The following is a 19,074-nucleotide window of genomic DNA, read 5'->3' as shown; positions in this document are numbered from 1 at the left end:
TGGCATTGCGCCGCTGTCAGGGCAGGCCCTCCGGTCCAGCGGGTCGGCGCAGTTCCGGGGGCTGAGCTAGCATGGCCAGTAGGGTTTGAATTCAGTCAGGGGAGCAATGCAGTCATGACCGAGCGCCATATGGAGCACAAGGAAACGCTATCGAACGGATGCAACATCAAGGTCAAGGCCGAGATATTGAAGGATGGTTCGTTGGGCATGTTCATCGGTGTCTATCGGCCGGACGGCTCGACCATCGATGAAAACCACGATCCACGGCCGCACATGCTGGACATGGAAGCGGCGATGGATTGGGGGATCGATATTGCCAAGGGGATCGGCAACAGTCAGCGAACGTTGTGAGCGGTGCCGTCCGTGCCCGGGCGACCGGCGGTCGCTGTCAGAACCCGAACGAACGGGCCGAGCCTTTTGCCAGTTCGACATCCAGCAGATGCCCGACCAGCACGTCATTCAAAAACCGGAACTGATCATTGAGCCCGACCACTTCGTTGCTGAAGTGATGATCGGCTGCCGGGATCAGCAACGCCTCGAAATTTTTGTCGAACATCAGAGTCAACTCTTTACGTGACTCGAATTCCTGCGCGTAGAAATTGTTGCCGAACACCGGGAAACGCACGGCGAGGGTGACAATGTGAATCATGATGTTTGCTCCTCGCTCAGGACGTACCAGGCAAACACACCCAATGTGAACGCCGTCAGGGCCAGGCAGGTCAGCAGATGGATCAGCATGAAGTTCCCCTCCGATTCGGGGTTTCGTGTTGGCTTGGGATCGATCCTACGCTGACGGCCATCAAGCGGAAGGCAATCGCGGCGATGGTGATTATCGACGCAAGTGATGGTGGTTTTTTCGCTGTTGATGCGGGCCCTTTCGCGGGCTCCGGGAGACTGCCACCTATACTTAAACCGAAAGTTTCGCGTGTCGGGCATTTCGCCCGGTGCCAACAGCTGGAAGCCGCTATCTTGAACCTGCGTTCGCTGATCATTGCCGTGCTGGTGGTGTTGGCGGGGTGTGCCACGCCTGTGCGCGCGCCGGTGGAAGTGGCACCGGTCATCGTTCCTGCCAGCACCTGGCAACAAGTGGACCGGGAGATCGTCGCAGCGTCGCAGGCGGCCACCGAGGAGACCAAAATCTACGCCCGCGGCGCCATGGAATACTGGCGCACACGGGTCTATGAATTGACCGAACAGAATTTCATTCCGTGGTTCAGCAGTTACTGGACCCAGGAATGGCTTTCGATGAAGGTCAGCTGGTACACCGTCAGCGCCAAGGGTGAGCAGGACTCCGTGGAAAAACGCCTGGCGGCGTACCTGCTCGAAGCCTATCAGGAGAAGGTCCTGGCGCCGGTGGCCGTGGAAGTCGATCCCGATGCGATTCTCGGCCTGGCAGCGGCGTTCTATGTCGACATCCTCAAGGAAGAGCTGCAGAAAATCTCCAACCGCCACGGCGTGCCGATGGCCCAACTCAACGGGCGCATCCAGAAAGTCCCGGCCATCGCCCTCGGGCCTCCGCCGACGAGGGATGCTTCGTTGTACCAGGTCGTGCACACCGAACCGCTGAACTCCTTGCCGGCCTTCGCCGCGCTGATAGACAAAGTCCATAAGGCCGGTGGCGACAAGGGGGTGGGCTCGACCGACACCGCGATGGCGCCGGTGGCCAGGCGCGCCAGCCGGCGGATGGAAGCCGAGATGGCCCCGCGCGGGGCCGCCAGCGCCGTGGCCGCAGCGACCGGGAAACTGGCCGGTGGCTTGATCACGCTAGGGGTGGCTGGCATTCGCGCATTCATCCAGGCCTTTGACCGGCCCGATAGCGAGGCGCTGATTCGCCGTAGCCTGGGCAATACCTTCGACAAGGCCTGGACCAAACTGGTGCAGAGCCCGACCAGCGGCGTCATGGCCTGCACGCTTTACATGGCGGCGCAGATCGAAGGCAGCCTGGCGGACCGTACTGCACCGCCGGTCGGTTTGAGCACCGGCACTGTCGATCGGACGCCAGCGCAACCGACTATCCAGCAGCACACCCCATGACCCAAGGAGAGCACTCATGTCTTACGTCGATGGTTTTATCGCTGCCGTACCCACCGCCAACCGTGAGCAATACATCAAACACGCCAAAATCGCCGCCTCGGTCTTCAAGGAAAACGGTGCCTTGAGCGTGGTCGAATGCTGGGGCGAGGATGTCCCGGAAGGCAAGGTCACCTCGTTTCCAATGTCGGTGAAGCTCAAGGACGGCGAAACCGTGGCCTTTGGCTGGATCATCTGGCCGGACAAGGCCACCCGCAATGCCGGGATGGACAGGATGATGCAGGACCCGCGCATGAAGCCGGACGTCAATCCAATGCCCTTCGACGGCCAGCGCATGGTCTACGGCGGGTTCGAAGTACTCCTCCAGGCCTGACGCCACACGCAGGGTCACTCCGGCGTCGGGGTGATCCTGCAACTCTTGCGCTGGCGGATCTCGTCGTCCGTCGGCCGCTCGCGGATGAACTCGAAGCGCGGCTCACCTTCGCTGTAATGCACCAGCCAGCCCCATTCCAGCTTGAGTTCATCCTGGCCGGGCTCGGGCGGTCTGGCCCACCATGGTTCCTTGCTGATGATCTGTCGCATGGCCCCCTCCGGTTTTTCGGGATGCTAGGGGGCGTTCTCAATTAGTTTTCACGACGGGAAAACTAATTGAGAACACCCCCTGGAACTATAACGCGCCTGCCCCACGGCGCCAGAAATGCGCTGGCCGGAACACGGGTGTTGAGTACACTCAGGCAGTCTTCCCACGAGGTGCCCTGCATGAACGACGAATCCCGCGAGCCGTTCAAGCGGCTGTTCTTTGCGCTGAACTGCTCCCCGGCCCAGCGTCGGGAGATAGCGCAGTGGCGCAGTGCGCTGCAACTGCGTAATGGACGGCCGGTGCCGGCGGAAAATTTTCACCTGACGCTGAAGTTTTTGGGGGCGGTGGGCGTGGCGCAGATTGCCGAGATCTGCACCGCTGCGGCGTCGATCCGCACACCGGGCGAGCGCTTGACGGTGGTGCTGGACCGGCTGGACGTGTGGCGCAGGGCAGGGGCGCTGGTACTCGCGCCGAAGCAGGCGCCCCCGGCATTGCTGCGCCTGGTGTATGCCCTGGAACAGGCGATGTTGCCGTTCGGCCTGGAGCAAGCCCCAAGGGAATACCGTCCGCACCTGACCCTGGCGCGGGACTATCGGGCGCCGGTGCCGGAGTCCGCAACGGCGCCGGAATTCTTCCTGCGTGCCGACCGGTTCACCTTGTTCGAATCCCACAAGGGACGTTATCGGGCACTGGCGGAATGGCCGCTGCTTGATTCTGACCGCCCATAAAAAAAGCGCCCGAGGGCGCCAAAATTCACCTGAGCCGAGGGAGCCAGGTGAGACCGTTCTACTTGCAGGAGAGGCAGCGGTGGTAAGGCGCTGCGTGAACGGAAAGTGTTGAACCCCCACCGATTAAGTGTGGGGTTCTGGATTATTGGCCGAGTTTCACCTTGGTCCAGCCACGGGTCATGACCCGCTGGACGGCGATCGGCTGGTCCGGCACGGCATAGAGCGTGGCCATCACCGCTTCCGGCGGGTAGGAGCCCGGATCGTTGCGGATCGCTTCATCGACCAGTGGCGTGGCCGCAGCGTTGGCGTTGCTGTAGCCGATGCTGTTGGTGATGTCGGCAATCACATCGGGGCGCATCAGGAAGTTCATGAACAGGTACGCGTTCTCGACGTTGGCGGCATCGCGGGGGATGGCGAGCATGTCGTAGAAACTGGCGGCGCCTTCTTTCGGGATGCTGTAGTCGATCTTCACCTTGTCCCCGGCTTCCTGGGCGCGGGCCTTGGCCTGCAGCACGTCGCCGGAGTAACCGACGGCCACGCAGATGTTGCCGTTGGCCAGGTCCGAGATGTATTTCGACGAATGGAAGTACGCCACGTTCGGGCGAATCTTCATGAACAGCGCCTCGGCTTCGGCGATGTGCTGTTTGTTCTGATCGTTCACCGGGTAGCCCAGGTAGTGCAGGGCGGTCGGGATCATTTCAGTCGGCGAGTCGAGGAAACTGATGCCGCAGGCTTTGAGCTTCTCGGCGTTTTCCGGTTTGAACAGCAGGTCCCAGGAGTTGGTCGGGGCGTTGGCGCCGAGCACTTCCTTGACCTTTTGCGGGTTGAAGCCGATGCCGATCGAGCCCCACATGTACGGGATGGCGTGGGCGTTATCGGGATCGCTCGCGGAGGCGTTTTTCAGCAGCACCGGGTTGAGGTTTTTCCAGTTCGACAGCTTCGACTTGTCCAGTTCCTGATAGACGCCGGCCTTGATCTGCTTGGCCAGGAAGCTGTTGGACGGCACGACGATGTCGTAGCCGGATTTGCCTGCCAGCAGGCGTGCCTCAAGGGTTTCGTTGCTGTCGAAGACATCGTAGGTCACCTGGATGCCAGTCTCGTCCTCGAACTTCTTGACGGTATCCGGGCCAATGTAATCCGACCAGTTGTAGACGCGCAGAACCTTGTCATTGGCCTGGGCGCCAGTGGCGATTGCGCCCAATAAGGACAGTGTCAGCAGAGTCCTGCCAAACATTTTCATCGGTACAACTCCATTTCTTTTTATTCAAAAACACAATGCAAAATCACAGTGAAACTGTGGCGAGGGAGCTTGCTCCCGCTGGACTGCGCAGCAGTCCCATCTATTGGGGTCGCTATGCGACCCAGCGGGAGCAAGCTCCCTCGCCACAAAGAGCAAGCCACAGTGCCTTAGGCGGTGGCTTCCAGCATTTTCTTTTCAGGCTGCTGCCAGGATTCGCTGGCGGTCTGGTCCATGGCTTCCTGGATCGCGCGCTTGCGGGTGGCTTCGGCACGGCGGCTGAAGTACCAGACCATGAAGGTCACGATCGACACTGCCAACAGGATCAGGCTGGCCACGGCGTTGATCTCGGGCTTCACGCCCAGGCGCACCGCCGAGAACACTTCCATCGGCAAGGTCGTGGAACCCGGGCCGGACACGAAGCTTGCCAGCACCAGGTCATCGAGCGACAGGGCGAACGACATCATGCCGCCGGCCGCCAGTGACGGCGCGATCATCGGAATGGTGATCAGGAAAAACACCTTGAACGGCTTCGCACCCAGGTCCATGGCCGCTTCTTCGATGGACAGGTCCAGCTCGCGAAGGCGGGCGGAGACTACCACCGCAACATAAGCGGCACAAAACGTGGTGTGGGCGATCCAGATGGTGACGATGCCACGCTCCACCGGCCAGCCGATCAACTGCGCCATGGCCACGAACAGCAGCAACAGCGACAGGCCGGTGATCACTTCAGGCATCACCAGCGGCGCGGTGACCAGGCCACCGAACAGCGTGCGGCCCTTGAAGCGCGTAACGCGAGTCAGCACGAACGCCGCCAGGGTACCCAGTGCCACTGCCGCGATGGCGGTGTAGCAGGCGATTTCCAGCGAGCGCAGAACCGAACCCATCAACTGACTGTTGTCGAGCAAACCGGCGTACCACTTGATCGACCAGCCACCCCACACCGTCACCAGCTTGGAGGCGTTGAACGAGTAGATCACCAGGATCAGCATCGGCAGGTAGATAAACGACAGGCCGAAAATCAGCATGAACTTTGAAAATTCGAAGCGTTTCATCCCCGTGCCTCCATCTCTTTGGCCTGGCTGCGGTTGAACAGCAGAATCGGCACAATCAGGATCAACAGCATCACCACCGCCAGGGCAGACGCCACCGGCCAGTCGCGGTTGTTGAAGAACTCTTGCCACAACACACGGCCGATCATCAGAGTTTCCGGGCCGCCCAGCAGTTCCGGAATCACGAACTCACCGACCACCGGAATGAACACCAGCATGCAACCGGCGATGATGCCGTTCTTGGCCAAAGGCACGGTGATTTTCCAGAAGCTGTTGAAGGTGCTCGAACCCAGGTCCGATGCGGCCTCCAGCAGGCTCTGGTCGTGCTTGACCAGGTTGGCGTACAGCGGCAGCACCATGAACGGCAGATACGCATACACCACGCCGATGTAGACGGCGATGTTGGTGTTGAGGATCTCGATCGGGTGCGACGTCAGCCCGGTCCACATCAGGAACGCATTGAGCAGGCCGTTGTTGCTGAGGATGCCCATCCACGCATAAACGCGGATCAGGATCGCGGTCCAGGTCGGCATCATGATCAGCAGCATCAGGACGTTCTGCGCTTCCTTGCTGGCCTTGGTGATGGCGTAGGCCATCGGGAAACCGATCACCAGGCACATCACAGTGCTGAAAAACGCCACCTTCAACGAACCCAGGTAGGCGGACAGGTACAGCTCATCCTGGCCCAACAGGGAGTAGTTGCCGATGTTGAGCATCAGCTGGAATTTCTGCTCGGCGAAGGTGTAGATCTCCGAGTAGGGCGGAATGGCCAGGGCCGCTTCCGAGAAGCTGATCTTCATCACCAAAAAGAACGGCAGCATGAAGAACAGGAACAGCCAGATGAACGGAATCCCGATGACGAACTTGCGCCCGCTGGGGACCCACCTCAGGAATTGCTGATTGAAGGTTTTCATGCGCGCAGTACCACGCCGCTGTCGTCTTCCCACCACACGTAGACCTGATCGTCCCAGGTCGGACGCGCACCACGGCGTTCGGCGTTGGCCATGAACGACTGGACGATCTTGCCCCCAGGCAGCTCGACGTAGAACACCGAGTGGCCACCCAGGTAGGCAATGTCATGCACCTTGCCGGCGGACCAGTTGTAGCGGTTCTCCGGCTTGACGGTGCTGACCAGCAGTTTTTCCGGGCGGATCGCGTAGGTGATCGACTTGTCCTGCACCGACGTGCTGACGCCGTGACCGACGTAGATCTTCTGCTCCAGGTCCGGGCTGTGGATGATCGCGTGACCTTCCAGGTCCTCGACCACGGTGCCGTCGAAGGCGTTCACGTTGCCGATGAATTCGCAGACCATGCGGCTGACCGGTGCTTCATAAATGTCCACCGGGCTGCCGATCTGGGCGATCCAGCCCAGGTGCATGATCGCGATGCGCTGGGCCATGGTCATGGCCTCTTCCTGGTCGTGGGTCACCATCACGCAGGTCACGCCGACGCGCTCGATGATCTCCACCAGCTCCAGTTGCATCTGCGAGCGCAGCTTTTTATCCAGTGCGCCCATCGGTTCGTCGAGCAACAGCAGCTTCGGACGCTTGGCCAGGGAGCGAGCCAGGGCCACGCGCTGACGCTGGCCACCGGACAGTTGGTGCGGCTTGCGCTTGGCGTACTGGGTCATGTGCACCAGACGCAGCATCTCCTGCACCCGGGCGTCGATTTCGGCCGCTGGCAAACGGTCCTGCTTGAGGCCGAAGGCGATGTTCTGCGCCACCGTCATGTGCGGGAACAGCGCGTAAGACTGGAACATCATGTTGATCGGTCGTTCGTACGGCGGCATGTCGGTGATGTCGACGCCGTCGAGCAGAATCCGGCCTTCGGTCGGGCGCTCGAAACCGGCGAGCATGCGCAGCAGGGTCGATTTGCCGGAACCGGAACCACCGAGCAGGGCGAAGATTTCACCCTGGTGGATTTCCAGGGATACATCGTCCACAGCGGTGGTTTCGTCGAATTTCTTGGTGACGCGATCGATTTTCACCAACACCTTTTTCGGTGCCTGGTGACCCTCAAGAGCCTTCCTGTAGATGCTGGAGGCGTTTGCCATGTGAAACTCCCAACAGGTTTCAGTCGCCCGGCCAACACGGCCCGGCTTAATAGTGGATTGCAAACCCGTATCGGGGACTTCGGTCAGAACACAGGGATTTGCGTTTGCTGATCGAACTCACCCATACCGCTCGGGTTTATTCGGCGCCGCCATCCTGGCTGCCTGGTCGTACTTGTTGTTATTGCAGTGTGTTGTTTTCGCGAGCGGGGCACGCAAAAGCGCCTGCCCGCTCGCGTTGGGCAGTTAATCGTTGAATGTGGGTATCAGTTCGTCAGCTCGAGTGACGCAGTGCCGCCCGTTGCCGGCAGGCTTCGCCGAACGCCTGGAAAATACTCAGATAAGGAGGGTTGTTCAGCACTTGCCATTCCGGGTGCCATTGCACGCCGAGGGCGAAGGCCTTGCTGTGCTCGACCGAGATCGCCTCGATCAAGCCATCGGGCGCGACGGCTTCGGCGCGCAGACCGGGCGCGAGGCGCTCGATGCCCTGGCTGTGAATCGAGTTCACCTGGAACACCGCAGGCAGGTCCAGCGCTTCGAACACACCACCAGGCTGCACGTTCACCCCGTGGGCGGGAGCGTATTGCACGGCCAGGTCCGGATGGTCGGCCTCGCGATGGTCGAGGAAGCCCGGCAGTTCATGGACCTTCTGATGCAGGCTGCCACCGAACGCCACGTTCATTTCCTGGAAGCCACGGCAGATGCCGAGCACTGGAACGCCCGCTGCAATAGCGGCGCGGATCAGGGGAAGGGTGGTGGCATCCCGTGCCGGATCATGATCCGTGCCGGGGGCGCTGTCGGGGCCTTGATAGTGGAAGGGTTCCACGTTCGACGGCGAGCCGGTCAGCAACAGACCGTCGAGCTGCGGCAGCAGGTCATCGATTTCGGTCAGGTCGCCTAAGGAAGGAACAACGACAGGCAGCCCTAGCGCGGCAACGCTGACAGCACGCAAGTACTTGTCACCGCTGATGTGGTAGGGGTGCAGGCCAATCTGTTTGACGCATGCAGTAACGCCGATCAATGGCTTGAATGCCATTTTTATCACCTCGAAGTTTCACACTTGAACGAGCTTTTCTGGAGCTTAGCCTTGTTGATTTTAATTAACAACTCTCATGTAAAAAATTCTAAACGCCGAACGTCCGATCTTCAGGGTTTACGCGTGTTTGAGGGCGTACCTGGCACTCCCGTCCTTCTGAAAGGCCCGAAAATAAACGCTGAACGGCCAGGTGTTCGCTATTGACTTCACTTTGCCTTTCGGATTGACTGGGCTCGTGAAAGGGCAGTGAACATAATAATTAACAGCTAAATAGGTGCAACATGTCGGTCCCTCTGCGTACCGTTCAACTCAACGAAGCAAACGCATTCCTTAAGAAATATCCTGAGGTTTTGTACGTCGACCTTCTGATTGCGGATATGAACGGTGTGGTGCGCGGCAAGCGCATCGAGCGCACCAGTCTTCATAAGGTTTACGAGAAAGGCATTAACCTGCCGGCGTCCCTGTTTGCTCTGGACATCAATGGTTCCACGGTGGAAAGCACCGGCCTGGGTCTGGACATCGGCGACTCCGACCGGATCTGCTACCCGATCCCCGGCACCCTGAGCATCGAACCCTGGCAGAAGCGCCCAACCGCGCAACTGTTGATGACCATGCACGAACTCGAAGGCCAGCCATTCTTCGCCGACCCGCGTGAAGTGCTGGCCAATGTCGTGCGCAAGTTCGACGACATGGGCCTGACCATCTGCGCGGCGTTCGAGCTGGAGTTCTACCTGATCGACCAGGACAACGTGAACGGTCGTCCGCAATCGCCACGTTCGCCGGTATCCGGCAAGCGTCCGATGTCGACCCAGGTGTACCTGATCGACGACCTCGACGAATACGTCGATTGCCTGCAGGACATCCTCGAAGGCGCGAAAGAGCAGGGCATCCCGGCTGACGCTATCGTCAAGGAAAGCGCCCCGGCGCAATTCGAAGTCAACCTGCATCACGTGGCTGACCCGATCAAGGCGTGCGACTACGCGGTCCTGCTCAAGCGTCTGGTGAAGAACATCGCCTACGACCACGAGATGGACACCACCTTCATGGCCAAGCCGTATCCGGGCCAGGCGGGCAACGGTCTGCACGTGCACATCTCGATTCTCGACAAAGAAGGCAACAACATCTTTGCCAGCGAGGATCCCGAGCAGAACGCCGCGCTGCGACACGCGATCGGCGGTGTGCTCGAGACCCTGCCGGCGCAGATGGCGTTCCTTTGCCCGAACGTCAACTCGTACCGTCGTTTCGGCGCGCAGTTCTACGTGCCGAACTCGCCGAGCTGGGGCATCGACAACCGTACCGTAGCGGTACGTGTGCCGACCGGTTCGCCGGACTCCGTGCGCATCGAACACCGCGTGGCCGGTGCCGACGCCAACCCGTACCTGTTGATGGCTTCGGTGTTGGCCGGCGTGCACCACGGCCTGACCAATCAGATCGAACCGGGCGCCCCGGTGGAAGGCAACAGCTACGAGCAGAACGAGCAGAGCTTGCCGAACAACCTGCGCGACGCACTGCGCGAGCTGGACGACAGCGAAGTCATGGCCAAGTACATCGACCCGCTGTACATCGACGTGTTTGTGGCGTGCAAGGAAAGCGAGCTGGCCGAGTTCGAGAACTCCATCTCGGACCTTGAGTACAACTGGTACTTGCACACGGTCTAAAGAACCACTCAAATCCCTGTAGGAGTGAGCCTGCTCGCGATAGCGTCATCACATTCAATAGTGATGCTGATTGATCCACCGCTATCGCGAGCAGGCTCACTCCTACAGGGGTCGGATTACCAAGTTTTGATGGATGGGCGTTCGCTCGTCCTTCATCTATTCCCCTGCGTCGAGTCACAACCATGACAAACACTCGCAGCGATTGGGAGCAGCGCTTCCAGTCCCTAACCATCGAAGGTCGCGCATTCATTGACGGCCAGTACTGCGCAGCCGCCAGCGGCGCGACGTTCGAATGCATCAGCCCCGTGGACGGTCGTTTCCTGGCGAACGTCGCCAGCACCGACGAAGCGGACGCCAACGCTGCAGTCGCCGTAGCGCGCCGCACCTTCGAATCCGGCGTCTGGGCCAACCTGGCCCCGGCCGAGCGCAAGCGCATCCTGATCCGTTTCGCCGACCTGATCCTGGCCAACCAGGAAGAACTGGCCCTGCTCGAAACCCTCGACATGGGCAAGCCGATCAGCGACTCCATGAGCATCGATATTCCAGCGACCGCCAATGCGATCCGCTGGACCGCCGAAGCCATCGACAAGATCTACGACGAAGTCGCCGCCACGCCCCGCGATCAGCTTGGTCTAGTGACGCGCGAAGCGGTCGGCGTGGTCGCGGCCATCGTGCCGTGGAACTTCCCGCTGATCATGGCCAGCTGGAAATTCGCCCCGGCCCTGGCGATGGGCAACTCGTTCATCCTCAAGCCTTCGGAAAAGTCCCCGCTGACGGCGATCCGCATCGCGCAATTGGCGCTGGACGCGGGCATCCCGAAAGGCGTGTTCAACGTCCTGCCGGGCTACGGCCATACCGTCGGCAAGGCGCTGGCGTTGCACATGGACGTCGACGTGCTGGCCTTCACCGGCTCCACGGCGATTGCCAAGCAGCTGATGATCTACGCCGGGCAGAGCAACATGAAACGCGTCTGGGCCGAAGCCGGGGGCAAGAGCCCGAACGTGGTGTTTGCCGACGCGCCGGATCTGCGCGCGGCAGCACAGGCTGCGGCCAGCGGCATCGCCTTCAACCAGGGCGAAGTCTGCACCGCCGGTTCGCGTTTGTTGGTGGAGCGTTCGATTCGCGAGCAGTTCATTCCATTGCTGGTGGAAGCCCTGCAAGCCTGGAAACCAGGTCATGCGCTGGATCCTGCAACCACCGTCGGTGCGGTCGTCGACCAGCGTCAACTGGACAACGTGCTGCGCTACATCGGCATCGGCAAAGAGCAGGGCGCCCAACTGATCGCCGGCGGCAGCCGCACCCTCGAAGACACCGGTGGCCAGTACGTGGAACCGACGATTTTCGACGGTGTGACCAACGCCATGACCATTGCCCAGGAAGAAATCTTCGGCCCGGTGCTGTCGGTCATCACCTTCGACACCTTCGATGAAGCCCTGGCGATTGCCAACGACAGCATCTTCGGCCTGGCCGCCGGCGTGTGGACCAGCAACTTGAGCAAGGCCCACACCTTCGCCCGTGGCCTGCGTGCCGGCAGCGTCTGGGTCAACCAGTACGACGGCGGCGACATGACCGCGCCGTTCGGCGGGTTCAAGCAGTCGGGTAACGGTCGGGACAAATCGCTGCACGCGTTCGACAAGTACACCGAACTCAAGGCGACCTGGATCAAGCTCTAACACCTTTACAGCGACGGCCGCCGACACGCTGTCGGCGACCCTCGGAGAAATGTATGAAACAAGACTCTTTTAACCAACAGCATGTAAACAGCTACTACGCCGCCACCCGCAACTTCACCGGCGATTTTCCGGTGCTGGAAGGGGCGGTGGACTGCGACGTCTGCGTGATCGGCGCCGGCTACACCGGTCTGTCCTCGGCCCTGTTCCTCGCCGAAGCGGGCTACAGCGTGACCGTGCTCGAAGCAGCCAAGGTCGGCTTCGGCGCCAGCGGTCGCAACGGCGGCCAACTGGTCAACTCCTATAGCCGCGACGTCGATGTCATTGAAGAGCGCTACGGCGACAAGACTGCCGAAATCCTCGGCAGCATGATTTTTGAAGGCGCCGACATCATCCGTCAGCGCATACAGCACTACGACATCCAGTGCGACTACCGTCCCGGCGGTATCTTCGCGGCGATGAACAAGAAGCAACTCAACGGCCTGGCCGAGCAGAAGAAGAGCTGGGAACGCTACGGCAACAAGAACCTGAAAATGCTCGACGCGGCTGACATCAAGCGCGAAGTGGGTTCCGATGCCTACGTCGGCGGCCTGCTGGACATGCAGGGCGGCCACATTCACCCGCTGAACCTGGCACTCGGTGAAGCTTCGGCCATCATCGGCCTGGGCGGCAAGATCTACGAGCAATCGGCGGCGGTGGAAATCACCTACGGCGAGCCCATCACCGTGCGCACCGCCAAAGGCGTGGTCAAGGCCAAGTACCTGCTGATCGCCGGTAACGCCTACCTGCCGCAGGGCCTGGACAACCGCGTGACCAGCAAGAGCATGCCGTGCGGTTCGCAGATCGTCGTCACCGAGCCGTTGTCGGAGCAGCAAGCGCGTAGCCTGATCAAGAACAACTACTGCGTCGAAGACTGCAACTACCTGCTCGACTACTACCGCCTGACCGCCGACAACCGCCTGCTGTACGGCGGTGGCGTGGTCTACGGCGCACGCGAGCCGGACGACATCGAACAACTGATCCGCCCGAAAATCCTCAAGACCTTCCCGCAATTGAAGGACGTGAAGATCGACTACCGCTGGACCGGCAACTTCCTGCTGACCATGTCACGCATGCCGCAATTCGGCCGTATCGAGAAAAACGCCTACTACATGCAGGGCTACAGCGGCCACGGCGTCACCTGTTCGCACTTGGCCGGCAAACTGATTTCGGAAATGATCCGTGGCGACGCCGAGCGCTTCGACGCGTTTGCCTCGCTGCCGCACATGCCGATGATCGGCGGGCGTACCTTCTCGGCCCCGTTGACCGCCCTCGGCGCCGTGTACTACTCGCTGCGCGACCGTTTCGGCATCTAAGCTTTACCTCGCCGGCGGCATCTCCCCAAAGGGTGCTGCCGGCTTTTTAACACCAGAAACACCGCCGCCCTTTGTGGGAGCGAGCTTGCTCGCGATAGCGGTCTGACATTCGACATTGATGTTGACTGACCCGCCGCCATCGTCGGAGCGCCGCCCGGAGCAAGCTCGCTCCCACAGGTCTTGTGTCTTGGCTGAGAATTTTCATCAACCGGTTCTTTTCTTCTGCCGTTTATCGAACCTGCTGAGCATTACGAACAAACGTGATTTAATAGCCGCCTTTCACGTTTCCGGGACCGGAAAACGGCGTGATCCGCGCCTGCACTCCACCCCCATTACCCTTAAGTAGCACGCACATAAGGCTGTCATGGACACGGGCTCACGACTCAAATTAGTACGCGAAAGCTACAAAATGTCCCAGCGCGAGCTGGCCCGGCGTAGCGGCGTCACCAATGCAACCATCTCCCTGATCGAACAGAATCGGGTCAGTCCTTCCGTCAGCTCCCTGAAGAAGTTGCTGGAGGGCATCCCCATGTCCCTGGCCGACTTCTTCACCTTTGATCAGCCACCCCGCGAGCACCAGTACGTCTTTCGCGCCAACGAACAGCCCGACCTCGGCCGCCATGGCCTGCGCCTGCTGCTGATCGGCGCGTCCGTGCCAAGCCGGCAGATGCGTTTGCTGCGCGAGCAATACGCACCGGGCGCCAGCTCCGGTGAAGAGCCGATCGTGCATTCCGAAGGCGAGGAGTGTGGGCTGGTGACCCGGGGTACCGTGGAATTGACCGTGGATGGCCAGGTGAGCGTGCTCAACGCCGGGGATGGCTATTACTTCCCGACGACCTTGCCGCACCGGTTTCGCAATATCGGGGCGGATGAGGCGGAAATCATCAGCGCCAACACACCGGCGAACTTCTGATAAGCGCTTTTCGGGCAGGGTTCATCAACAACCAGCCGTCAAAAACCCGCATCTGATGCGGGTTTTTTTATCATTCGAATCGGGTGCCTGCCAGGCATCTTGAAGTGCAGCGCTGGTCATTCCCGCTGCTCAAGACGAAATACTGCACCCTTTGCGGGTTACTTCGATCTGTTGATAGTCGGCGCGGTTTTCTTTCTGCAGGGTGGCCAACAGAGCCAAAGTGGCTTGCGGATCATTGAGCGGTAATGTCTTGAGCACCTCGACATCAACATCCCACCACTTGCTGTCGATCAGCGCCTCAATCAACTCGGGTGTGTGCCGATACTTGACGACTTTTGCCGGGGTGCCGGCAACAATGGCGTACGGTGGCACGTCATGGGCAACCAGGGCGCGAGTTGCAATGACAGCGCCAGTGCCTATGGTCACGCCTTCCAGGATCATCGCGCTATGGCCGATCCAGACGTCATGCCCAATCGTGATGTCCACAACCTCCGGGTCGTAAACCAGCGCCGTGTCGGTATATTGGAAGGGATGTGAACTGAGCCAGTCCAACGGATGCGAGCTCTTTTGCTGGCCGATAAAACAGCTGCTACTGATGGAACAAAACCTGCCAATGGAGGAGACCGCCGAAAGGAAGCAGTCACTGCGGATATAGGTATGGGCACCGATTTCCAGCTTTTTCGACTCTATGACCACATTCCCAAGCGTCACGCCTTCTTCTATGGTCAGTGTCGTTCTTTTGTGCAGTGACAATAAACCGCCCGCCACTTTGCATTTGTGTTTGCGAATCCATCTTTTCCAGTAACTATTTCGCAAATAACTGATTATTTTTTTCATGAAAAGCTGTCTTGGATATCCGTTACAGGGCTTGGCCTGGCCCCATGAGCCAACAGTCGAGTCTAAATGAATCAGCTGCGAAATTGCACTCTACTTGACCACCCGCTTGCGTTCGACCTGACCACCGATTGCATCGGATTTGACCAGCACGCTTTGTAACCATGATCGGCAGAGAACGGCCAATAGCAGCCCTTCATGATCGGCTGCTATTGGCCAAAAGGTAGCACTGGCCTACACCGACCTACGGCGAGTGCCAGCAGATCGCAAGAGTCGCACTATTTCGATACCACCAGCGCCGGTGGCTGCCAACTGCCCTCACCCGCGGGAAGAATCGAAGGTGGCGTGGCTTTCGGCCAATAGAGGCGCATCACCAGATAGGCCGTGTCGTCAGGCGCGGGCAACCAATTGGACTCCTTGGTCTTGCCCGGCGAATCCTTCTGGATGTACAGCGTCAGTGAACCATCCGCGTTCTTTTTCATGGCCGACAGCATCGGCGAATTGATCAGGTAGCGGTTGATCGGATTCTTGATCAGCAGTTGGCTTTTGCCGTCGTACATGGTCACTGACCAGAAGGCATTGACTGGCGGCAATTTGCCGGCGGGGAAGGTGAGCGTGTAGCTGTGCTTGCCGGTATTCAACGTCTGGCCATTGCCATCGGTACGAGTAATGGGGTACATCGCCTCGGCGGCGTCATTACCGTACAGACCAGCCTTCGCGGCGCCAGACCGCATCTGCCAGTCGCCTTTGTAGAACGCCTGGTCGCCGAAGAACGCGCCAACACTCCAGCCGTTGATATTCTTCATTCCGCTCGAGAGGAATTTGTCGACCTTCTCGTCGCCGGCCTTCATCCCGAGCAGGACCACGGCCTTGTGCTCGAGCGAGAGGTCCTTGAATTCGAAGTTCCGTCCAGGACCTACGCCGATACTGGCCAGCCTGGCCCGGATCTCCTTGTCGTCATCCGATGCTGGCACATACTGCAGCGCGGCCGACAGGTACTCGAAGAAGTTGGCCTTGATGCCATCCGTGGTGGCCGGCACGAAATCAATCTTCGACGCAGCGAGCGGCGCAGGTTGATGGAGGAAGGCGGACAGCGACTGGATCTTATAGCCCGCCTGCAACTTCTCGACATTTGGCATGTCCGCCGGATTGAACAGCTGGGTCCGGATCAGGGTCAGTGCGAAGGGAGTCGTGGAGCTGAACACCTTCTCGATGCCTGGAGGTGTCGCTCCCTTCCAGTCGGGGCCTGCAATCATGTAGCTCCCGGGCGCGCTGGCAGTTGCCCGGCTCCCGATGTAGCCGTAGTTGTAGGTGTTGCCGTCGATCAGTTGCACCGAGTAGTAGCGCTTTTTGGAGACGGCCGGCACGGTAATCACGAGCGGCTCTGCACGCAGGTCGGCCCAGAGTATCGAGTACGGCGTGTCGCTGTTGGGTGTAATGATGGCGGTGTCAGCCGGTGTCGCGACCCGATGATCGTTGTGCAGTTGGTTGAAGGGGGCCTTGAACTGGCTAGACTTGGAGTCCACCGCGAATTCGTTCATCACGGCGTAATTCATAACCAGCGGCAAGCCGTAGATAAAGCCTTCCTCGGCGATCGCCTTGGTTTGCTCCAGACTCGGCGCGGGCACGCCCTTGGCCTCATCCGCCTTATCTGCCTGCGTGATCGGATCGTTCTTACCCGCACACCCCGCGAAAAGCGTTGAACCCACTACGACGACTGCCGCAGCCATTGTCCAGCCCCGGTTAAACTTCCTGTTCATTTCTACCTCGTTAGTTTGAGCAAGCTGGCCCGTGGGCCTTCATGGCTACGGTGAAATAATTTGAATACTTCTTGTGGCGAAGCGCCTACTCACGCGCTCAGGGAGTGTAGATCACAATAAGCCAGCATCCCCTTGCGCAGCTGAGCAGCTCAGATTCAGTTCCGGAGTATTTACGCGCCGCCGTTACGGACCATTTGGCTTCGAGAACAGCCAATCGTGATCTGCAGCCAAAAAGCGGATGGTCAGAGATTAACTCTCGAGATCCGCCAAAGACCGCTACGGGTCGTTCTCTGCCGGTCATGGCCACGCAGCGTGATGGTCAAGTCCCATGCAAACAGCTGGTCAGGTCCTATGCAAACAACTGGTCAAGTCAGTGCAATTACCCATCGGCGGAGGAGATGAATTTTTTAGACGGTATTCAAAAACAGTTCCGGTGCGTCAGTCTGCTGATGGCTTCTGTAGCCAACTGAACGGTGGTCATTGAAAATCCGCAGAAATGCGGGTTTTTTGTGCTTGAAAAATGTCACTGCTTCTTCGGCCCCTCAAACCCCCGCTGCTCGATCACGCCAAACACATCCCGCACATCCTGAAGCAGAATCCGCGAAATGTTGGTGACGGTGTTGATGTCGTTTTCGGCGTAGTCGGGGAGGCTGGTGCAGGCCATGAGGTTGAGGTATTGCAGGACGGCGTTGAGGCGTTCGGCGGCGCAGTTGTGGAGTTCGCGCAGCGGGGCGTCGCTGTCGATGAGGAGGACGGGGTAGCTGGTGGCGATTTGTTTCATTGGGGTGAAGCGGCGGTGTGGGGTGTTCATCATTTTTAAGCTCACTCAAAAAATTAATGAAGCGCCACCTTTTTGCTGCGAAACAATTAGGTGGCAGTTATACGCAGGTTCGCAGACCGAGCCACAACCCAAAACCCGGCAGATCCGAAGATCTCCCACGTACAACCGCCATAAAACGTAATGCTGGCGAAGTTTGCCAGAATTGTTGTTTGACGGTGTAAGGGTGTGTGTTGTTTGGGCTGCGAAACCCAACCGCCAACTCAAGTCAGCGACCGGCGCACATTAGGCATCCATTTCGACGGCTGCAACCGGCCTGTAGGACGCCAAAAGCCCCCTGTGGCGAGGGAGCTTGCTCCCGTTCGGCGGCTCTGCCGCCGTAAAACCGGGCACTGCGGTGTGTCTGAGGAAATGAGTTGCAATGGATGAGGGCTGCTTCGCAGCCCAGCGGGAGCAAGCTCCCTCGCCACGGGGGGTAAATTCCTACATGTTTTTCGGATGTCAGGGATGTGTGATGAGGAGGCGCGGTGAGTTGCATATAATCGACAAGCCCCATCCATCGGCAAACGCCGGCAAGGCTTCGATCGGATGAGCGTAGACGGTTTGGCGGTGGGTGACTTCATGGAACCAACTTCGTCTATAACGTCTAAATTTCAGGGACTATTCCCCACCACGAAGGAATGAATCATGTTCAGGACTCGATCATTGATTGCAGCTGTTACCTGTTTGACTCTGGTCTGTGGCTCGGTGACGGCGCTGGCCGATCCCGGTAACGGCCAGGGCAACGGGAAGGCCAACCATGGCAACCAGGGTGGTCATGGCAACAAGAACAAGAATTCCGGCGGTGGCGGGGACTGGAGCAATGGCCCGAGCATCAACCGGGGCAGCGTGCTCGAGATCATTGGCGTGAATACCGGCTACTGGAGCCCCGGGCCTGACTTGCCACCGGGTATTCAAAAGAACCTTGCCCGAGGCAAGCCGCTTCCACCCGGCATCGCCAAAAAACTGGATGGCCGACTGGTCGGCAGGCTGCCCCACTATGATGGCTACGAATGGCAGCAAGTCGGCACGGACCTGATCCTGGTTGCGCTGGCCACCGGGCTTGTCTATGAAATTCTCGACGGTGCGTTTGATTGACGTGTGGAAGGTAGTCTTCCCGCTGATTCAAGGTGCTCCAGCCGTCTGTCGTGGTACTTGAACTGTTGGAGGGATATCGCGTCATACGTCACGCGATATCAACCTCCTACGGAAGCAATCATGCTTTTTAAAAACAAGAGTCTCGTTGCTGTAATGTCATGCGCCATGATGCTTGCAGCCGCCCCTTTGCTGCCTAGTGGCCTGTCGATCATGGGTTCCGCCTACGCGAAAGACGGCGGTGGCGGTGGCGGTGGC

Annotated in this window: 19 protein-coding genes; 9 read left to right on the top strand and 10 right to left on the bottom strand. The window is 59.4% G+C overall.

What is annotated here, in order from left to right:
* The first annotated feature begins 114 nt into the window (after positions 1 to 114).
* Positions 115 to 351: a hypothetical protein gene (locus tag KGA96_RS12290; RefSeq protein WP_046042418.1), complete on the top strand. Its 237-nt coding sequence runs from the start codon at positions 115 to 117 to the stop codon at positions 349 to 351.
* A gap of 37 nt (positions 352 to 388) precedes the next feature.
* Here KGA96_RS12290 and KGA96_RS12285 read toward each other — a convergent pair whose 3' ends face one another.
* A complete protein-coding gene (locus KGA96_RS12285; RefSeq protein WP_223464578.1) occupies positions 389 to 649 on the bottom strand; it encodes a hypothetical protein in 261 nt (86 codons plus the stop codon).
* Between the two features lie 320 nt (positions 650 to 969).
* Between KGA96_RS12285 and KGA96_RS12280 the strand changes: the two genes are divergently transcribed.
* Positions 970 to 2,034 (top strand): lipoprotein, encoded by a 1,065-nt coding sequence (locus KGA96_RS12280; protein ID WP_046042416.1) that lies wholly within the window; start codon positions 970 to 972, stop codon positions 2,032 to 2,034.
* A 16-nt stretch (positions 2,035 to 2,050) separates the two neighbouring features.
* Complete coding sequence (locus KGA96_RS12275; protein ID WP_046042415.1) at positions 2,051 to 2,404, top strand: DUF1428 domain-containing protein; 354 nt, start codon at positions 2,051 to 2,053, stop codon at positions 2,402 to 2,404.
* 14 nt (positions 2,405 to 2,418) lie between these two features.
* On the opposite strand, the gene KGA96_RS12270 is transcribed toward KGA96_RS12275, so the two are convergent.
* A complete protein-coding gene (locus tag KGA96_RS12270) occupies positions 2,419 to 2,613 on the bottom strand; it encodes a hypothetical protein (protein WP_056727280.1) in 195 nt (64 codons plus the stop codon).
* A 177-nt stretch (positions 2,614 to 2,790) separates the two neighbouring features.
* On the opposite strand from KGA96_RS12270, the gene thpR reads away from it, so the two are divergent.
* On the top strand, positions 2,791 to 3,339 hold the full coding sequence (thpR, locus tag KGA96_RS12265; protein WP_223512974.1) for an RNA 2',3'-cyclic phosphodiesterase: 549 nt from the start codon (positions 2,791 to 2,793) through the stop codon (positions 3,337 to 3,339).
* A gap of 142 nt (positions 3,340 to 3,481) precedes the next feature.
* Here the strand turns inward: thpR and KGA96_RS12260 are convergent, their stop codons facing one another.
* The 5 genes from KGA96_RS12260 to KGA96_RS12240 all read right to left on the bottom strand — a co-directional run bounded on the left by KGA96_RS12260 (position 3,482) and on the right by KGA96_RS12240 (position 8,714).
* A complete protein-coding gene (locus tag KGA96_RS12260) occupies positions 3,482 to 4,579 on the bottom strand; it encodes a polyamine ABC transporter substrate-binding protein (RefSeq protein ID WP_046042412.1) in 1,098 nt (365 codons plus the stop codon).
* A gap of 167 nt (positions 4,580 to 4,746) precedes the next feature.
* Complete coding sequence (locus tag KGA96_RS12255; RefSeq protein WP_046042411.1) at positions 4,747 to 5,631, bottom strand: ABC transporter permease subunit; 885 nt, start codon at positions 5,629 to 5,631, stop codon at positions 4,747 to 4,749.
* Complete coding sequence (locus tag KGA96_RS12250; protein WP_223512971.1) at positions 5,628 to 6,542, bottom strand: ABC transporter permease subunit; 915 nt, start codon at positions 6,540 to 6,542, stop codon at positions 5,628 to 5,630. The genes KGA96_RS12255 and KGA96_RS12250 overlap by 4 nt, the downstream gene beginning before the upstream one ends.
* On the bottom strand, positions 6,539 to 7,681 hold the full coding sequence (potA, locus tag KGA96_RS12245; protein WP_046042409.1) for a polyamine ABC transporter ATP-binding protein: 1,143 nt from the start codon (positions 7,679 to 7,681) through the stop codon (positions 6,539 to 6,541). Before potA ends, KGA96_RS12250 begins: the two co-directional genes overlap by 4 nt.
* A 271-nt stretch (positions 7,682 to 7,952) precedes the next feature.
* Positions 7,953 to 8,714 (bottom strand): gamma-glutamyl-gamma-aminobutyrate hydrolase family protein, encoded by a 762-nt coding sequence (locus KGA96_RS12240; protein WP_223512970.1) that lies wholly within the window; start codon positions 8,712 to 8,714, stop codon positions 7,953 to 7,955.
* Positions 8,715 to 8,995: 281 nt separating this feature from the next.
* Between KGA96_RS12240 and KGA96_RS12235 the strand changes: the two genes are divergently transcribed.
* The 4 genes from KGA96_RS12235 (at position 8,996) to KGA96_RS12220 (ending at position 14,310) form a co-directional block, all read left to right on the top strand.
* On the top strand, positions 8,996 to 10,372 hold the full coding sequence (locus KGA96_RS12235; protein ID WP_046042407.1) for a glutamine synthetase family protein: 1,377 nt from the start codon (positions 8,996 to 8,998) through the stop codon (positions 10,370 to 10,372).
* A gap of 182 nt (positions 10,373 to 10,554) precedes the next feature.
* Positions 10,555 to 12,045 carry an aldehyde dehydrogenase gene (locus KGA96_RS12230; RefSeq protein WP_223512969.1) on the top strand — a complete coding sequence of 497 codons (1,491 nt, stop codon included), beginning with the start codon at positions 10,555 to 10,557 and terminating at the stop codon, positions 12,043 to 12,045.
* Between the two features lie 53 nt (positions 12,046 to 12,098).
* Positions 12,099 to 13,397: an NAD(P)/FAD-dependent oxidoreductase gene (locus KGA96_RS12225; RefSeq protein ID WP_046042405.1), complete on the top strand. Its 1,299-nt coding sequence runs from the start codon at positions 12,099 to 12,101 to the stop codon at positions 13,395 to 13,397.
* Between the two features lie 364 nt (positions 13,398 to 13,761).
* A complete protein-coding gene (locus tag KGA96_RS12220) occupies positions 13,762 to 14,310 on the top strand; it encodes a cupin domain-containing protein (protein WP_046042404.1) in 549 nt (182 codons plus the stop codon).
* A gap of 129 nt (positions 14,311 to 14,439) precedes the next feature.
* Here the strand turns inward: KGA96_RS12220 and KGA96_RS12215 are convergent, their stop codons facing one another.
* The 3 genes from KGA96_RS12215 to KGA96_RS12205 form a co-directional block, all read right to left on the bottom strand.
* The gene (locus tag KGA96_RS12215; RefSeq protein WP_080925358.1) at positions 14,440 to 15,147 is read right to left on the bottom strand and encodes a CatB-related O-acetyltransferase; all 708 of its coding nucleotides are present in this window, start codon (positions 15,145 to 15,147) and stop codon (positions 14,440 to 14,442) included.
* Positions 15,148 to 15,422: 275 nt separating this feature from the next.
* Entirely contained in the window at positions 15,423 to 16,874 is a 1,452-nt protein-coding gene (locus KGA96_RS12210; protein ID WP_223513106.1) for a DUF1254 domain-containing protein, read from the bottom strand.
* A 553-nt stretch (positions 16,875 to 17,427) separates the two neighbouring features.
* Positions 17,428 to 17,715 carry a fructose-bisphosphate aldolase gene (locus KGA96_RS12205; protein ID WP_185754827.1) on the bottom strand — a complete coding sequence of 96 codons (288 nt, stop codon included), beginning with the start codon at positions 17,713 to 17,715 and terminating at the stop codon, positions 17,428 to 17,430.
* A gap of 654 nt (positions 17,716 to 18,369) precedes the next feature.
* Here KGA96_RS12205 and KGA96_RS12200 point away from each other — a divergent pair.
* Positions 18,370 to 18,819 (top strand): anti-virulence regulator CigR family protein, encoded by a 450-nt coding sequence (locus KGA96_RS12200; RefSeq protein WP_046042401.1) that lies wholly within the window; start codon positions 18,370 to 18,372, stop codon positions 18,817 to 18,819.
* The last annotated feature ends 255 nt before the right edge of the window (positions 18,820 to 19,074 follow it).

It is taken from the genome of Pseudomonas sp. GL-R-26, from assembly GCF_019947365.1.
Taxonomy (GTDB): Bacteria; Pseudomonadota; Gammaproteobacteria; order Pseudomonadales; family Pseudomonadaceae; genus Aquipseudomonas.
Note: the sequence above shows the minus strand (reverse complement) of the source record. Positions and strands in the feature narration are given on the sequence as shown.

Coding starts and splice junctions, on each gene's coding strand:
- KGA96_RS12255 (WP_046042411.1), bottom strand. CDS start 5,631: ATGAAACGCTTCGAATTTTCAAAGTTCATGCTGATTTTCGGCCTGTCG.
- KGA96_RS12230 (WP_223512969.1), top strand. CDS start 10,555: ATGACAAACACTCGCAGCGATTGGGAGCAGCGCTTCCAGTCCCTAACC.
- KGA96_RS12235 (WP_046042407.1), top strand. CDS start 8,996: ATGTCGGTCCCTCTGCGTACCGTTCAACTCAACGAAGCAAACGCATTC.
- KGA96_RS12270 (WP_056727280.1), bottom strand. CDS start 2,613: ATGCGACAGATCATCAGCAAGGAACCATGGTGGGCCAGACCGCCCGAG.
- KGA96_RS12290 (WP_046042418.1), top strand. CDS start 115: ATGACCGAGCGCCATATGGAGCACAAGGAAACGCTATCGAACGGATGC.
- KGA96_RS12260 (WP_046042412.1), bottom strand. CDS start 4,579: ATGAAAATGTTTGGCAGGACTCTGCTGACACTGTCCTTATTGGGCGCA.
- thpR (WP_223512974.1), top strand. CDS start 2,791: ATGAACGACGAATCCCGCGAGCCGTTCAAGCGGCTGTTCTTTGCGCTG.
- KGA96_RS12250 (WP_223512971.1), bottom strand. CDS start 6,542: ATGAAAACCTTCAATCAGCAATTCCTGAGGTGGGTCCCCAGCGGGCGC.
- KGA96_RS12285 (WP_223464578.1), bottom strand. CDS start 649: ATGATTCACATTGTCACCCTCGCCGTGCGTTTCCCGGTGTTCGGCAAC.
- KGA96_RS12240 (WP_223512970.1), bottom strand. CDS start 8,714: ATGGCATTCAAGCCATTGATCGGCGTTACTGCATGCGTCAAACAGATT.
- KGA96_RS12220 (WP_046042404.1), top strand. CDS start 13,762: ATGGACACGGGCTCACGACTCAAATTAGTACGCGAAAGCTACAAAATG.
- KGA96_RS12215 (WP_080925358.1), bottom strand. CDS start 15,147: ATGAAAAAAATAATCAGTTATTTGCGAAATAGTTACTGGAAAAGATGG.
- KGA96_RS12205 (WP_185754827.1), bottom strand. CDS start 17,715: ATGAACACCCCACACCGCCGCTTCACCCCAATGAAACAAATCGCCACC.
- KGA96_RS12210 (WP_223513106.1), bottom strand. CDS start 16,874: ATGGCTGCGGCAGTCGTCGTAGTGGGTTCAACGCTTTTCGCGGGGTGT.
- KGA96_RS12200 (WP_046042401.1), top strand. CDS start 18,370: ATGTTCAGGACTCGATCATTGATTGCAGCTGTTACCTGTTTGACTCTG.
- potA (WP_046042409.1), bottom strand. CDS start 7,681: ATGGCAAACGCCTCCAGCATCTACAGGAAGGCTCTTGAGGGTCACCAG.
- KGA96_RS12225 (WP_046042405.1), top strand. CDS start 12,099: ATGAAACAAGACTCTTTTAACCAACAGCATGTAAACAGCTACTACGCC.
- KGA96_RS12275 (WP_046042415.1), top strand. CDS start 2,051: ATGTCTTACGTCGATGGTTTTATCGCTGCCGTACCCACCGCCAACCGT.